Below are 16,055 nucleotides of genomic sequence, written 5' to 3'. Positions count from 1 at the left end.
GTCGGATTGCATCGAAGATGCAATCCGGATGGGGGCTTTCTCCTCATAAAGAGCGTCGCAAGCGGTGCCGATGAGGCTACAACTCAATCGCACTTCCGACTAGCGCCGCGTCTCGCGGCAGCCGGCTGCCTCGGCCTCCTCGACCGAGCAGAACCAGCGCGTGCCCTTGCTGATCTTCATTTCGATCTTGGCGTACCAGCGGCTGGTCCGCTGGTGAAAGATGCATTCGCCGGAGCGGTTGACGTTGCCCTTGATGGTGCAGTCGGGCGAGGGCGCCACCGGGCCGGAGGCCGAGGCGAGCAGGATCGCGTTGGCGCCATCCGGCGGCTTCACCGCGCCGAGCACGGTGGTCTTCTTGTTGCGCACCCGCCAGTCCCAGGGCGCGATGAAGGCGCCCTGCCACATCCCGGCTTTTGCCTCGCGCGCGGCCTTCTCGTCGGCTTCGTAGTCGTGCGAGGCGCGGGTGTATGCAAGCGCCCAGCCGCTCGCGACCAGCCATTTCTGGATGTCCTCGCCATCGACCTCGCAGCGCGCGATGGTGCGGCCGCGGCGATCGACCGAGCGGGCGTGGCAGGTCCAGCTCTTGTTGCCGGCATGCTTGATCAGCTCGTCGCGCGCCGCGACGCCGCAGGTCCAGCGCTCGCCCTTGGTGTTGAGGCAGAGCTGGTCGGTCGACGGCGCGTCGACGCCTGCGAGCCGGATGCGGACGCTGCCGATCATGAGCTGGTCGCCGTCGCGGATCTTCGGCACGCCGGTGATATCGGCGGCGACAGCCAGCGTCGGCAGCGAGAGCAGCAGGCCCGCGGTGAGCAGCGTCTTGAACATCGGCGTTCCCGGCCAGGTTCTTATCGTTCAAATGGCTTTTAGCGTGCAGAGGTCAGTGCCCAACGATTGTGCGGGCAATTGGGCAACCGTGCCAGTGCCGTTGCGTTTCCGTCAGTTTCAACTTCGCGTCATCCGGCTATCAATGCGCCGTTCGTCTTCCGAAGTCCGTAGCCCGGATGAAGCGAAGCGCAATCCGGGAAGATGCGTCTGCGTCGGCAGCCCCCGGATTTCGCTGCGCTCCATCCGGGCTACAACACCGCGGCCATTCGTCGCTTCGCCAGCGCCAGCGCCATCAGCACGAACGCCGACGTCACCTCCGGCCCGCCGACCAGGATGCGGGTCGGCGTCTTCATCTTGTTCCACTCATAGGCCCGGTAGGGCCCCTTGCGGCCGCCCTCGCCGAGCCCTTGCACGATGCAGTGCAGCGCCGGCGTGAAGGTCGAGACCTTGGCGCCGAGATGCGCCAGCGCCATCAGCGCCAGCGCGGCGTCGAACGGGTTCATCTCGTGGGCGATCAGCTCGTGCGTGACATAGCCGAGCACGCGGGCGCGGATCAGCGCGAACACGTTGCCGGGATCGATGATGCGCTGCGCCGCCAGCGGCAGCGCGACGAAGGCGGCATAGCAGCGGCCGAAATAGGCCGAATAGAGCTCGGGTAGATAATAGATGTGCGAGCGCGGATTTTTGAACGCGCCGCTTTCGACCAGATTCTTCTGGAAGGCGATGATGCGATGCACCGTCTCCAGCCGCTGCGGCGTCTCGATGATCTGCCAGCGGGCGAGGTTGCGGAACGAGACCTCGAGGATGTCGAGGTTCAGCGTCGGATCGAGGTCGTTGCCATAGGGCCGCTCGCCGGCGAGATTGTCGATCCAGGTGACGACGCCGCCCTCGTAATCGAGATGATCGTTGAGCGGCACGGTGACGCGCGGCTCGTTGGCGCCCGATCGCACCTGGTAGCCGCGGTAGAAGTCGAGCAGCGGCTGCTGCAGGATCGGATCGTCGGAGCCGGCCTGGGTCGCGGCCGAGAACGAGCAGGCCGTGGTGTCGCAGTCCGGCACATAGATGCCGAAGCCGAGATCCTGCTTGATCTGGGCGAAGAAGCGCGAGAAGCGCGGATGCCGACCCGGCGCCAGCGCGGTGATGACCTTCACCGTCGAGCCGTCATGCGACGGCACCTCCTCGGCGCTGGTCTTGAGGCAGAAGTCCACCATGTCGGCGATCGCGCGCCGCGCGGTAACAGCTTCATCCGGCGAGGCGAGCCCGGTCTCGACGAAGCCGAGCAGCGCCTCGGTGAAGAAGGCGTCGTAATAGGCCGAGCGGTGGCGGATCTGCACCGGCTCCCACATCGGCTCGGCTATGCCGCGCCAGGCCGGGTTGATCAGCGCGCGCGCCGGCGAATGCGCGATGAAGATCCGCGCCAGATTGAACAGCAAGGTCGAGTTCTTGTAGCCGCGCGCGTTCAGCCCGGTCAGCGCCATCAGCAACTCGCGTCCGCCGACGTCAGGGTCGCCGATCAGGTTGAAGGCGGCATAGGTCGGGATGAAGCCGTTCCTGCCGAACGAGCGCAACAGATGCGCGCCGGTCAGGCGGATCACGCGGTCGATCTCGGCGATCTCTGGCGGGCGGCTAGGTGCGGTCGCGGCGGGCGGTGCCGGATGGCGCACGCCGATACCGTCCATCAATGCCGCGACGGGCGTGCCGATCGCGGTCCAGTCCGGCGCCGCGACGTCGCGCGCCGCGGTGAGCGCCGCGCGCAGGCAGGCGAGGCGGTCGGGATCGTTGAGCGCGGGCAGGCCGGTGCGGCGGAGCAGCGCGCGCAGCGGCGGATTGCCGAGCGCGGTCCGGTAGAATTTTCCGAGATGGGCATCGCCGCCGCGATAGGCTTGCAGCACGGGGTCGCAGACGTCGTAGAGCGACGGGCCGTCCTTTTGGGCGGTCAGCGACCGGCACACTGCGCCTGCGATCTCGTGAAGGCCCAAGAAGCTCAAACAATCCCCTTTCCCGAGGAACCGGTTAACGCCGCCGCCCGACGGTGTTTCCTGTCGCTCCGCCCCAAACTCGCAAGTCTTTGGAAAGCTACATAAATCGCCACAAAACACAAATGTGACTGAAGTCACGTAACAGGATTTTAACGGCGTCAATGGCCTCTGCCGGGCGGCGGCATGCGGCAATTCGGGTTGCCCGGGCGGCCGTCCGGGTTAAAGGAGCGTTTGTTGCGGCGCCGCAAATTGAGTTCAATTCAACGGCACACACACCTCAACCCCATTAAACCTGAACGTCTTTGACGCGACTAACTGGCGCGATCTTCGCTTGAGCGCCATCGGGATAAGAATTGGGACTTAGGAACGCTATGGACCTTAGGCAGCTTCGCATTTCCCGCCGCACCATCGCCGTCTGCGTGGCGGTGGCCGGCACGGTGTCGCTGGCGATTGGCGCCCATGCCGCGCTCAACAAGCGCACCCTCGATGTCGCCAAGGAGACCGTCGCTGGTGGCGACAAGGTCGCCCCCACCGAGCTGACCGGCAGCATTCCGGCAGGCACTTCCCGCCTCGCGCTGATCATCGGCAACGGCCATTATCCGGACGCCGCGGCGCCGCTGGCCCAGCCGATCAACGATGCCCGCACCCTGTCGTCGGCGCTGCGCCGCGAGGGCTTTGACGTCGACGTGGTCGAGGATGCGACCAAGGACGACATGTTCCGCGCGGTCGAGCGCATGAAGGCCAAGATCCGGCCCGACACCGTCGTGATGCTGTTCTTCGGCGGCTACGGCGTGCAGGTGGGCCGCGAGAGCTACATGATCCCGGTCGATGCCACGATCTGGAAGGAAGCCGACGTCAAGCGCACCGGCGTCAGCGTCGAGTCCGTGCTCGATGCGATGAAGGAGCGCGGCGCCAAGGCCAAGCTCGTCGTGCTCGACGCCTCGCGCCGCAATCCCTATGAGCGCCGCTTCCGCGCGTTCTCGCACGGTCTCGCCCCGATCAGCCCGCCGGAGAACACCATCGTGCTGAGCTCGGCGACGCCGGGCAAGGTCGCCGACGACTCTAAGGCGCCGAACAGCGTGCTGGTCTCCGAGCTGCTCAACAACCTCAACGCCCAGGCCGGCGCCGAAAGCGCCTTCAACAAGACCCGCGTCGCGATCTCGCGCGCTTCCGAAGGCGAGCAGGTGCCGAGCGTGTCGTCCTCGCTGCTGGAAGACATCAAGCTCGGCGGCTGAGTCGCGCCGTCTCCTCAATGTCGTCCTGGCGAAGGCCAGGACCCATACCGCGTGATCTATCGTTGAAGCCTGCTGCGTGTACCGCGGCGCGCGTTCACTGCAAGTCTTCGCAAAATTTCTGCCGGTGGTTATGGGTCCCCTGGCTTTCGCCAGGACGACGCTGTGGCCGCAGCCCGCTTGCTGCACTTCGCCTCTCCCCTTGTGGGAGAGGCCGGATCGCATGGCAATGCGATCCGGGTGAGGGGTCGCGGTCTCTCCACGCAGCACGCCGCATGGAGGGATACCCCTCACCCCCAACCCTCTCCCACAAGGGGAGAGGGAGCCTGAGTGATGTGCTCGCCTAACGTCGTGCGCCGCTTACTTCGCATCCGCGCTGGCGCCCACCGGCCGCACCGGATCGCCCTCGCGCAGCAGCGCGCCGGCGCGGGCGACGACGATGTCGCCTTCCTGGATGCCATCGCGGATCTCGACCTGGCCGGCCGACATCAATCCGGTCTCGACCCGCCGCGTCTCGACGCGGCCGCCGCGCACCACCTGCACCACGGTGCCGGCGGTGGAATAGAGGATCGCGGTCAGCGGCACCGCGACGCCGCAGCTCTGCCCGGTCTTGATCTGGGCGCGGCCGGACGAATTCACCAGCAGCCGCTTGTTGGCGCCGATGCCGATGAACACCTGGCCGAGCTGGCTGTTCGGCTCGACCGTCGGCGCTATCCGCCGCACCTTGCCATCGAGATCGCCGGCGCCGAGGACCTTGAGCTGCGCCGTCTGCTCGGTCTTCAGCTTGGCGATGTCGCGGGTCGGCACCATGCCGACCAGATCGTACTCGCTCTTGGCGATGATCGAGAACAGCGCGTCCTTGCCCGAGGCCGGCGCGCCGACGATCGCCGACGAGCCCGAGATCGTGCCCGCCACCGGCGCCGTGACGTTGACCGAGTTGGCGCCGTCGGTCAGCTTCGCCAGCACTTGCCCTGCGGTGACCGTGTCGCCGGGATCGGCCATCACCTCCGCCACCTTCAATCCAAAGCGCTCGGGCCGGATCTGCTGCTCGTCGCGCGGCAGCACGATACCCGAGACCTCGACGATATTGCCGAAGCAGAATTTCGAGGCCTTCAGCACAGTCACCGCCGCGCCCTTCGGCACGGCGTCGGCTTCGCCCGCCGCACGCGCGGGAGAGCCGGCGAGCAGAAGCAGCGCGGAGGCGGCAAGGGCTGAGGCGCGCGTGCGAGGCAAAATCATCGGCAAATTATTCCCAAAATGAGGGCCTCCTGAATACCAGATGCCGCCTGGCCGAGCCAGCCGGCTGCGGCGCCGCGGGAGCCGCCTCGGCAGGCAGGGCTGTCGCATTTGCGCGCGATCCCTCCACAAACTCGTCATGCCCGGCCTTGTGCCGGGCATCCACGTCTTTGTTTCCCTGAGAGAAAGACGTGGATGGCCGGGACGAGCCCGGCCATGACGAATGTAGAGATGGCAGCGCCAGGCTTTTCTTCGCCATATGCGATTGCTCCGCCCCGGCATCCGCGGCCAACTCCAGCTTTGCCAGTTCAGCGGCGCGCCAGATATGCCGCAGGATCTCCGGGTTGACCCGATCGGCATGCGTCACCGGCAGCATGTGGCCGGCACCCGGCAGATGCCGTAGCTCGGCGCCATCGATCAGCGCGGCGAGCTTGGCGACAATGCGCTGCGTCACATAGGGCGACAGCCCGCCCGAGATCAGCAGCGTCGGCACCTTCAAGGCACGCGCGGCTTCCGCCACGGCGTCGAGGTCGAGCGCGGCGCTGAAATCGCACGGCAGCTTGTCGGCCTGCTCGATCATCCGCAGGCGCCCGCTCGGCGAGAACTGCTCGCGCGGCCCGGAGCCGGCCCAGAACGCGGTGAACGCCTCGACCGCCTCCATCACGGCGCCGTCGACAATATCCCTTGAGACGATCTGCGCGATCCGCGCGAAGCGATCGTATAGCCGCGCGTCGGCGGGCGTGTCGCGCACAGCATGATCCGGAAAAGTGTGAAGCGGTTTTCCGACAAGATCATGCTCAAAGAGAACGCTCTTGCGTGATGATCCATCACGCAGGAGCGTGGGCAGCACCGGCTCGATCAGCGTCAGGCTGCCGATGTACTGCGCATAAGGCGAGGCGGTCGCCAGTCGGAACGCGATCGCCCCGCCATAGGAATGCCCGATCAGATGGATCGGCCCGTCGGCCCTGGCGAGCCAGGGCTCGAGCCGCGCGATCTCGCCATCCAGCGTCCGCGGCCAGTCGCGCCCGCAGGCGGCAACGCCATAGCCGGAAATATCCGGCGCCATGAATTGATGGCCGTGAAGCGCCGCCGCAAGCTTGGTCCATTGCCGTCCCGACCCCAGCGAGCAATGCAGCGCCACCACCGACGCCGCCGCGTGCGTCCCATCCAAACCCGTCATCAAACCCATCCCGTTTGTTCTTGTTGTCGCCGGGCGCGCGTTCGCACGCGCCCGTCATGACGCGAGCGAGGTGGGGGATGGGTTATTCCTGGGAGGGGTGGGGGAGGTCGTGATCGTGATTGCGGAGGGGGTGGGATTCACTGGATGGTGATGGGATACTCCGCGAGCGGAGGCGACGGCCGTGAGGCTCCCGGTCAATCCTAAGCACTACGCCAGGGGGCTTCCGATTGGCCCCCGGTTCGCCTAAAAGTTGTTCGTGAACGAAAGCGCATTCCACCCGGAGGACAGGGCCCGGTCGTTGATCGACCGGCGGCTTGCCCTATGCGGATGGGTCGTTCAATCCCGGGAGGACATGAACCTGAGCGCAGGCCTCGGCGTCGCAGTCAGGGAATTTCAGACCGCGTCCGGACCCGTCGACTACGGTCTGTTTGTAGGCCGGACGCTTTGCGGTGTGATCGAGGCAAAGTCCGAAGGTAGCACGCTGTCGGGGTTCTCCGAGCAAGCGTCGCGCTACATCGCCGGCATGCCCAAGCATTTGGTGCGCGAGCCGGGTCAGGTTCGCTTCGAATACGTTGCGTCAGGCTCAGAGACCATCTTCCGGGATCACGCCGATCCCGATCCGGTCTCGCGCCGCCTCTTCACTTTCCATCGGCCGGAGACGCTGGGACGTTGGCTGAAGGAGCCCGCCACGTTGCGCGCGCGGTTGCAGGCCATGCCCGATTTTCTCACGGACGGTCTGCGCGCTTGCCAGGTCGATGCGGTGTCAAAGCTCGAACGTTCGATGGCGGAGAACCGTCCGCGTGCACTGGTGCAGATGGCAACTGGCGCCGGAAAGACCTTCACCGCCTGCACGTTCAGCTACCGTCTGCTCGCGCACGCCGGCTTCAGGCGCATCCTGTTTCTCGCGGACCGTGCCAACCTCGTGCGTCAGACCCGCGACGAATATCTCGCGTATCGTCCGCCCGGCACCGGTCGGTCATTCTCCGAAATCTACAATGTTCAGAAGCTTGGCGCGGCCGGATTGGACAAGGACGCGGAGATCGTGATCGCCACGATCCAGCGTGTGTATTCGGTCCTGACCGGCAAGGACCTCTCTGAAGAGGATGAGGAGGCATCGTCTTTCGAACAGCCGGGCGCCGAGAGCGAGCGGCTCGTCGCTTACAATCCGTCGATCCCAATCGAAACGTTCGACCTCGTTATCACTGATGAATGCCATCGTTCGATCTATGGCACGTGGCGGCAGGTGCTCGAATACTTCGACGCGTTCACGGTCGGCCTCACCGCAACGCCGTCGCTGCACACGCTCGGATTCTTCGGCAAGAACCTTGTCGCGCAGTATCCATACGAACGCTCGGTGGTCGACGGGGTCAATGTCGGCTTCGATATTTTCCGTATTCGCACCGAAATCGGCGAGCGTGGCGGAACAGTTAAGAAGGGCTATGACCTCCCGGTGCGTGACAAGCGCACGCGGGTCCAGCGCTACGAAACGCTGGAGGCGGATTTCAGTTATACGCCCGACCAGATCGACCGCACCGTGCTTGTGCCCAACCAAATCCGCACGGTGCTCGAAACCTATCGCGATACGCTATTCAGCGAGCTCTTCCCCGGCCGCAAAGAGGTACCGAAGACGCTGATCTTCGCTAAGGACGACCATCATGCCGAGGAGATAACGCAGATCGTGCGCGAGGTCTTCGGCAAGGGCAACGACTTTGCCAAGAAGATCACCTACAAGACCGACGGCGGCGACCCGGAGGCGCTGATCCGTGCGTTCCGCAACGACTACAATCCACGGATCGCCGTCACCGTAGACATGATCGCGACCGGCACCGACGTGAAGCCGCTGGAAGTCCTGATCTTCCTCCGCGACGTCAAATCCGAACTTTACTTCGAACAGATGAAGGGCCGTGGCGCGCGCTCCATCTCCGCGGAAAAGCTGCGGGAGGTGACGCCCGATGCCGAGGCCAAGACGCGCTTCGTGCTGATTGACGCGGTGGGCGTGTCGGAAAGTCTCAAAGCTGTCTCGCAGCCGTTGGAACGCGATCGCGCAATCTCGTTCGACAAGTTGATCGACCAGATCGCGGCCGGCCGTCGCGATGACGACGCGTTCGCCACGCTCGCGGCGCGTCTCGCCGCGCTCGATAAGCGGATCGGAGACAAAGACCGCGCCGCGATCGTCAAGGCATCCGGCGGCGTCGACCTGCCGGGCCTCGCTGCGCGTCTGCTCAACGCGATCGATCCTGACACGCTTGCCGCGCGCGTGCCGATAGATGCGCCGGAAGCAGAACAGAAGAAGGCCCGTGACGCCGCGAAGGATGAAGCCGCGACGGTACTCGACGATCCGGCACTGCGGCGCCTGTTGAAGGACGTCAAGGCCGCGGCCGACATCAGGATCGACACCGTCTCGACCGATGCCGTCGTGTCTTCCGGCTGGGACGAGAAGAAGGCAACCGACACTGTGGACCGCTTCAGGCGGTTCCTCGAGGAGCGGCGCGACGAACTCACCGCGTTGCAAATTCTCTATCATCTGCCTTACGCGGAGCGTCGGCTGACCTACGAAGCCGTGGATGATTTGCGCGAAGCATTGCGCCGCCCGCCTTGGCTGTTAGAACCCGTCGATATCTGGCGCGCCTACAAGCGTCTCGCGTCCGACAAGGTGAAAGGCAATCCGGCCGGTACGCTGGCCGATATCGTGATGCTGGTGCGCTACGCGCTGTCGGAGACCGAAACACTGGAGCCGCTGCCGTCGATCGTCGCCGGCCGGTTCAATCTCTGGCTCGGCCGCGAGGAGAAGGCCGGCCGCGCCTACACCGAGGAGCAGCGGGCCTGGCTGATGGCGATCCGCGATCACCTCGCGGTCAATATCGAAATCAGGCCCGAGGACATCGTGGATGCCCCGAATTTGCCGGCCGCGGCGGGATTCTCAGGGCGCGGGCACTGTTCGGGGCACAGCTACCGTCACTCCTAAACGACTTGACGGATACGCTGGTCGCATGATATATACCATTGGTATCTACCAATGTCACGGAGGCGGATCATGAGCGCAACCGCCAAACTGTTCATGCACGGCCGCAGCCAGGCTGTCCGCCTGCCCAAGGAGTTTCGCTTCGAGGGCAGCGAGGTCCGGGTCAGCAAGGTCGGCGACAAGGTGATCCTCGAGCCGATCAAGAAGCCGCCGATCGACTTCGACAAATTCTGGGCAGAACTCGACGCGCTCGGCGCGAGGGATTTTCTCCCTGAGGGCATCCCGGACGAGGCGCCGGTTGAGCCTGATCCGCGCGTGTTCGTCGACGAATGATCTGCCTCGACACCAACATCGTCATCTCGATCGTCAATGGTCGCAACTCGGCGCTTCGCCACAGGCTGGGTGAGCAGATGCGCGCTGGGACGGCTGTCGCACTGCCTGTCGTTGCACTGTTCGAAATGCGGTACGGTTTCGCCAAGAGCGACCGGCGCGAGCAAAGCGAGCACCTGCTCGAACGGTTTCTTGATCTGGGCGTCGATGTCCTGCCGTTCGAAACGGAGGACGCGGCGCATGCAGGCGACATCCGCGCGCATCTCGAGAGCAAGGGGACGCCGATCGGCGCATATGACTGCCTGATCGCGGCGCAAGCGCGACGCCGCGACGCCGCTTTGGTGACGTTGAACACGCGCGAATTTTCGCGCGTGCCGGGGTTGATCGTGACGGATTGGGCGTCGTGATGGCGGAAGGCGGGGCGGCAGCCGAGAGCGTGGTACAATCTATGGAGCCGGCGGGGCCGTGGGCGCTGCCGCGAGGGTGGCGCTGGGCCGAGGCTCGCTCGTTTGCGGATATTATCGGCGGCGGGACGCCGACCAATGCAGCAGACCCAGAAAACTTTGACATGGCTGGAATTCCTTGGATCACGCCAGCTGATCTGTCTGGGTATTCTGGTTCGACTATACGTGCGGGCGCTCGGAGCCTGTCGTCCAACGGCTTTGCGCGAAGCTCCGCGCGAATGTTGCCCGCCGGAAGCGTGCTGATCTCATCACGAGCGCCGGTTGGCTACTGTGTAGTTGCGGAAACGGCTGTTTGCACAAATCAAGGATTCAAGAGCCTCCAACTCAAAGGTCCGATTGATCCGTTTTTCCTGCGCTATTTCGTTATTTTTACAAGGCACCGTCTGAACGACGCTGCAAGCGGTACAACTTTTAGAGAGCTTTCAGGCCGGGCAATGGAGCAAATTTTGTTTCCACTTGCGCCGATGGCTGAACAACGCCGCATCGTCGCTCGCGTCGATCAGTTGTTCTCCGAAATCGCAGAGGGCGAGATTGCGTTGGCATCGGCGCGCAAGGATATCGACACATTCCGTCGCGCTCTCCTCAAAGCCGCCGTAACCGGCGAATTGACGGCAGATTGGCGGGCGACGAACTTTGTTTCGGAAACGGGTCACGACGTGCTCGCCAGTATCGCGAAGCAGCTAACCAACACGGCTCGCACACCACGCCGCGCCCGCATTTCTACCGAAGCCGCTCAATTCGACACTTCAACTCTACGAAAACTTCCTAATGGTTGGACTTGGGCAGCTTTGGGAGAGATCGGAGAGATCGTCGGCGGGGCTACGGTTGACAAGAAACGGAAACCCAACGATCCCGTTATCGTTCCGTACTTGCGCGTTGCGAACGTCCAGCGTGGTCGCGTCGATCTCTCTGAAGTGAAGTCTCTCCTGGTAGAGCGTGCGACCGTCGAGAAGCTTCGCTTGACTGCAGGAGATCTGCTGCTGAACGAAGGTGGCGATCGCGACAAGATCGGTCGTGGGTGGGTCTGGGATGGGGCCGTTCCCAACATGATCCACCAAAATCATGTCTTTCGTGTTCGCTTATACAGCAAGTCGCTCAATCCATTTTTCGTATCTCATTACGCGAACGAAATGGGCCGGCGTTTCTTTATTGAAGAAGGAAAGCAGACGACCAATCTGGCGTCGATCAGCCTAACAAAAATTAGCAAGTTGCCTGTTCCTATTCCACCACCGGCGGAAACAGTCGAAATTATTCGCCGTGTGTCCGAGGCGCTCGCGTCAAGTGCGGATGCTCTACGCCGTCCTTGATGCTGAAGCCGCCGATGCTGCCCGATTGAGGCAGTCTATCCTAAAAGCTGCCTTCGACGGTCGTCTCGTACGACAAGATCCCGCGGACGAACCTGCGAGCGCCTTGTTGGCGCGCATCGGGGCGGGCAGCTCGAATGTCACGCGCGCCAAGCGTGGTCGCGCAGGAAAGACCGCATTATGAACTCTCAAAGCCTCGTCGCCAAGGTCTGGAACTTCGCGCATGTACTGCGCGACCAAGGCGTGTCCTATCAGGCTTACATCAGCCAGATTTCCTATCTCCTTTTCCTCAAGATGGATGAGGAGCGTGTCACGCAGATCGGCGAAGCTTCGATGCTGCCGGAGGGGGCCCGCTGGGACGACATCAAGGATCTCTCGGGAGAGGCGCTTAGTGCCACCTACGCAAGGCTGCTGGAGATATTGTCAAAGCAGCCTGGAATCATTGGCGCGATCTTCCTGAAGGCGCAAAGCGAAATTCAGGACCCCGCTAAGCTGAAGCGTCTGGTCGGCCTGATCGACGGCGAGACGTGGCTGGGTCTTCCGGTCGACGTAAAGGGCAGCATCTATGAGGGTCTGCTTGCCCGCAACGCCGAGGACGTCAAGTCCGGCGCCGGGCAATACTTTACGCCGCGTCCGCTGATCGAGGCCATGGTCGAGGTCGTCGACCCCGAGCCGCAGCAGACCGTGCACGATCCCGCCTGCGGTACCGCAGGGTTCCTGCTCGCCGCCTGGGAGCGCATGAAGGGGCACGCGAAGGCGGTTGATCGCCGGGTCTATTCGGCACTGAAGAACAAGTTCTCCGGCGTCGATATCGTCCCTGAAGTCGTGCGCCTCGCCGCGATGAACCTCTATCTGCACGGAATTACCGGGGTCGAATCAATCGTCGAGCAGAAGGATGCGTTGCTTGGCGCGGGTGGCAAGACTTACGACGTCGTCCTCACCAATCCCCCCTTCGGCAAGAAGCAGAGTTACCGCATCGTTCGCGACGACGGTGAGATCGACAGTGAGCGCGAGGATTACGATCGTCAGGATTTTTTCGTTACGACGTCCAACAAGCAGCTCAACTTCCTGCAGCATATCATGACGGTGCTGGCGCCGAACGGGGAGGCGGCCGTGGTGCTGCCGGACAATGTGCTTTTCGAGGGCGGTGCCGGCGAAACGATCAGGCGCAGGCTGCTGAAGAACTTCGACTTCCACACTCTGTTGCGGTTGCCGACCGGGATCTTCTACAAGCAGGGCGTGAAGGCGAACGTGCTGTTCTTCGATAAAAAGCCTCCTTCAGAAGGGTCGGCTACGAAGGATCTCTGGATTTACGACCTCCGCACCAACCAGCGCTTTACGCTGAAAGAACGCCCGATGGTGAGGGCCGATCTCGACGACTTCGTTGCATGCTATCGCTCAGGATGGCGCTTCGAGCGAACGGAGTCCGAGAAGTTCAAGCGCTTTGACATCGATGCGCTGCTCGCGCGCGACAAAGTCAACCTCGACATCTTCTGGCTCAAGGATCACACGCTTGATGATCCAGACCTCCTTCCGCCGCCAGACGAAGTTGCTGCTGAAATCGTCGAGAGCTTGCAGACGGCACTTGATCGCTTCCGTAGCGTGGCGAAGGCGCTCGCAAACGGACCGGAATAACAAGGATTCCGATTTTCGGAATTCTTCTTGACTTTCTACCCAGTTCCCTGCACGACTTCCCTCGTCTACCCGGCGAGAGGGACGTATCGCGATCGTCACGAACGTGCGGCGGGATGCGATGGACGCTGGCGGCGCGTGTTGATCGCATGGCTCGGGCGCGGTTGGCGTCGCGAGGATGCGGCGTGTGTTTCTCCCTTGGCTGTTTGATAGTTGAATCGGGAACGGGGCCGCATATTCAGTGTCGTCCCGGCGAAAGCCGAGACCCATAACCACCGCTTTGCACGTGGGAGTTCGCTGGGGCCACAGAGTCGCGCAGCAATTTCACCCTGTGGTCCCGGGTCGCGCTTCGCTTGCCCGGGACGACGTGGGGAGGGAGTGGGGCGCTTACTCCGCCGCCGCTTCCGCTGATGGCTCGCCCTTCCAGCTCAGGATCTCCGCGGCGAGGATCGGATGATTGAATCCCTTCAGCACGAGGTCGTCGATGGCGCGGCCTTCGACGCAAGCTTCGACCATGCCGTAGACGCGGCGGCTCACCACGATCTGGCCGGCCTTGGCCTCGCCGCACAGGCGCGAGGCGAGGTTGGTGACGCTGCCGATCGCGGCATATTCCAGCCGCTGCTCGAAGCCGACCTGGCCGAGCGTGGCATAGCCGAGCGCAATGCCGATGCCGAAGCCGAGACTGTGCCCGCGGTTGCGCCATTTCTCGGTCAGCGGGCCGACCGTGTCGCGCATCTCCACCGCCATCTTCACGGCGCGCGCGGTGTGGTCGGCAAGCTGGATCGGCGCGTTGAACAGGATCATCACGCCGTCGCCGGCATATTTGTCGAGGGTGCCCTCATATTTGAAGATCAGCTTGCCGAGCGCGGCGTGATATTCGCGCAGCACGTTCATCGCCTCTTCCGGCTCGGTCGCCTCGGTGAAGGCGGTGAAGCCGCGAAGGTCGCAGAACACCACGGTGACCTCGCGGCGGTGGCTGTCGAGCAGGCCCTCGGGATTATCCGACGAGGCGATCAGTTGCGCCACCTGCGGCGCCAGGAAGCGCTCGAGCCTTCGCACGCGCTCGAGCTCGCCGAGCTGGGTCTCGACCCGCTGCTCCAGCGACTTGTTCCAGTCCTTGAGCGCTTCGGTCTGCTCGCGCAGCTTGTCGGCCTGCTCGCGCACGGTGGCGTTGGCTTCTTCCAGCGCGTGGCTCTTCTGATCGACCTCGGTGAACAGCCGCGCGTTGCGCATCGCCAGCACCGCCTGGTGCGCAAAGGTCTTCATCAGTCCGATCAAACTCGACGGGAAATCGCCGGCCGCCTTGCGCAGCACCACCAGCGCGCCGAGCACGCCCTGCTGGTCGACCAGCGGCACGACCAGCACGGAGTGGAAGCCGGCGCCGACCACGACATCGCGCAGCGGATGATCGGGCGGATAATCGGCATTTGTCGTGAGATCGGAGATGGCCAGCGGCTCGCCCTTCGCGGCGGCTTCGCCGAGCGGGCTGTTCGCCGCGTCGATCGCGCGATGATGGCCTTCGGTCGCAGCGTCGATGCCGATCGATTGCGTCAGGTTGAAGCTGCGCCGTGCGGCGTCATAGCCATAGATCAGCACGGCGTCGGCATGGGTGATCTCGAGCGCGCGGGCGGCGACCGTCGGCAGCACCGCGTTGAGGTCGAGGGAGGACGCCACCGCTCGGCCGACCTCCTCCAGCACCTTCAGCTCGTTGATCGATTGCGCGAGGTCGCGGGTGCGCTCCTTCACCTTGGCCTCGAGGTCGGAATAGGTCTCGGCAAGCTGGGTGGCCATGCTGTTGAACTGGCCGGCGAGCTCCTCCAGCTCATCGGACGTCTTCACCTCGATGCGATGACCGAAATCGCCGGCCCCTAACCGACGCGCGCCGGTGCGCAGCGCGGTGATCGGCTCCAGCATGCGCCGCGCCAAAATCGTGCCGGCGATGACCGCGACCATGAGGCCGAGCGCGATCAGAAGCGCGATGCGCACCAGCTGGTCGCGGATCGGCGAGAGCGCCTGCGCCGTCGGCTGCTCGTAGAACACGTACCAGCCGAGGTTCGGCGCGGCCGTTGCTGTCGTCAGCACCGCGTTGCCGTCGACATCCTTGCCGGAGGCGATCGGCCTGCCGCTCGGCGACAGCACCGCGGCGACCTGCGGCAGCGCGGCAAGGTCCTTGCCGACCTCCGGACCTTTCGACGAGCTCGCCAGCACGCGGCCCTTACCGTCGACGACATAGGCATGAGCGAGCCGGCCGACCTGGGAGTCGCCGAAATAGTCATTGAGGAAGCGCAGGTCGATCTCGGCCATGGTGACGCCGGCATTGAAGCCGGAATGCTGCTCGCCGATCGACATGAAGGGCCGCCCGTCGCGAAAATACGCCGGCGCGTAGGCGGTGCCGCGGGCGATGGTCTCGGTGAATCTGACATCGCGGGAGAAGTCGGCGTTGGAGTTCACGGTGGTGGTCTGGCGCGACAGCCGCAGCAGCTCGCGGCCCTGGCCGCTGATCAGGGTGAGCTGGCTCACCGCCGGCACCTGGCCGAGCAACTGCGCGTAGTCGGCGCGGCGCAGCTCGATCGTGTTGGAGGAGGCGCGGGTCACCCAGGAGATCTGCCGTTCGAGGTCGGATATCGCCTGCTCAAAGCGCTTGGCGGTGGCATCGGCCTTCTCGCTCATCGCGTCCGTCAGCGTGCCCTTGATGCCGCGGTAGCTGATCCAGGTCTCGAGCGCGCCGTTGACCGCGAGCACGAATACGACGAGGCCAACCAGCGCGAGGACATATTTGGCGAACAGGCCGCCGCGCAGGAACCAGTTCTTGCCCTTGTCCTTAGTCGCGCTCATCCAGCCTCGTCCGCCCTCGCATCAATCGGGTGCGCCGCATGATCCGCCGCTGTTTAGCACGGATCGGCGGGGCGGG

Annotated in this window: 11 protein-coding genes; 6 read left to right on the top strand and 5 right to left on the bottom strand. The window is 64.1% G+C overall.

What is annotated here, in order from left to right:
• Window positions 1–99: 99 nt before the first annotated feature.
• Window positions 100–825 carry a thermonuclease family protein gene (locus ACSKB9_RS22825; RefSeq protein ID WP_069279715.1) on the bottom strand — a complete coding sequence of 242 codons (726 nt, stop codon included), beginning with the start codon at window positions 823–825 and terminating at the stop codon, window positions 100–102.
• A gap of 248 nt (window positions 826–1,073) precedes the next feature.
• Complete coding sequence (locus tag ACSKB9_RS22820) at window positions 1,074–2,804, bottom strand: hypothetical protein (protein ID WP_438080350.1); 1,731 nt, start codon at window positions 2,802–2,804, stop codon at window positions 1,074–1,076.
• Window positions 2,805–3,175: 371 nt separating this feature from the next.
• On the opposite strand from ACSKB9_RS22820, the gene ACSKB9_RS22815 reads away from it, so the two are divergent.
• Window positions 3,176–4,039, top strand: a complete 864-nt coding sequence (locus ACSKB9_RS22815; protein ID WP_438075923.1) for a caspase family protein — start codon at window positions 3,176–3,178, stop codon at window positions 4,037–4,039.
• A gap of 357 nt (window positions 4,040–4,396) precedes the next feature.
• On the opposite strand, the gene ACSKB9_RS22810 is transcribed toward ACSKB9_RS22815, so the two are convergent.
• Entirely contained in the window at window positions 4,397–5,275 is an 879-nt protein-coding gene (locus ACSKB9_RS22810; protein WP_438075921.1) for an efflux RND transporter periplasmic adaptor subunit, read from the bottom strand.
• A 7-nt stretch (window positions 5,276–5,282) separates the two neighbouring features.
• Window positions 5,283–6,452, bottom strand: coding sequence for an alpha/beta fold hydrolase (locus ACSKB9_RS22805; protein WP_438075919.1), 1,170 nt, complete (start codon window positions 6,450–6,452; stop codon window positions 5,283–5,285).
• A 352-nt stretch (window positions 6,453–6,804) separates the two neighbouring features.
• On the opposite strand from ACSKB9_RS22805, the gene ACSKB9_RS22800 reads away from it, so the two are divergent.
• The 5 genes from ACSKB9_RS22800 to ACSKB9_RS22780 all read left to right on the top strand — a co-directional run bounded on the left by ACSKB9_RS22800 (window position 6,805) and on the right by ACSKB9_RS22780 (window position 13,147).
• A complete protein-coding gene (locus ACSKB9_RS22800) occupies window positions 6,805–9,417 on the top strand; it encodes a type I restriction endonuclease subunit R (RefSeq protein ID WP_438075917.1) in 2,613 nt (870 codons plus the stop codon).
• 69 nt (window positions 9,418–9,486) lie between these two features.
• Complete coding sequence (locus ACSKB9_RS22795; protein ID WP_438075915.1) at window positions 9,487–9,747, top strand: antitoxin; 261 nt, start codon at window positions 9,487–9,489, stop codon at window positions 9,745–9,747.
• Window positions 9,744–10,151: a type II toxin-antitoxin system VapC family toxin gene (locus tag ACSKB9_RS22790; protein WP_438075913.1), complete on the top strand. Its 408-nt coding sequence runs from the start codon at window positions 9,744–9,746 to the stop codon at window positions 10,149–10,151. The genes ACSKB9_RS22795 and ACSKB9_RS22790 overlap by 4 nt, the downstream gene beginning before the upstream one ends.
• Window positions 10,151–11,515, top strand: coding sequence for a restriction endonuclease subunit S (locus ACSKB9_RS22785; RefSeq protein WP_438080348.1), 1,365 nt, complete (start codon window positions 10,151–10,153; stop codon window positions 11,513–11,515). The genes ACSKB9_RS22790 and ACSKB9_RS22785 overlap by 1 nt, the downstream gene beginning before the upstream one ends.
• A 177-nt stretch (window positions 11,516–11,692) precedes the next feature.
• Window positions 11,693–13,147, top strand: coding sequence for an N-6 DNA methylase (locus tag ACSKB9_RS22780; protein ID WP_438075911.1), 1,455 nt, complete (start codon window positions 11,693–11,695; stop codon window positions 13,145–13,147).
• A 384-nt stretch (window positions 13,148–13,531) separates the two neighbouring features.
• Here ACSKB9_RS22780 and ACSKB9_RS22775 read toward each other — a convergent pair whose 3' ends face one another.
• The gene (locus ACSKB9_RS22775; protein WP_438075909.1) at window positions 13,532–15,979 is read right to left on the bottom strand and encodes an adenylate/guanylate cyclase domain-containing protein; all 2,448 of its coding nucleotides are present in this window, start codon (window positions 15,977–15,979) and stop codon (window positions 13,532–13,534) included.
• Window positions 15,980–16,055 lie beyond the last annotated feature (76 nt).

Source organism: Bradyrhizobium sp. BR 1433 (assembly GCF_051547665.1).
GTDB lineage: Bacteria > Pseudomonadota > Alphaproteobacteria > Rhizobiales > Xanthobacteraceae > Bradyrhizobium > Bradyrhizobium australafricanum.
This window is presented reverse-complemented; position numbering and strand designations above follow the sequence as displayed.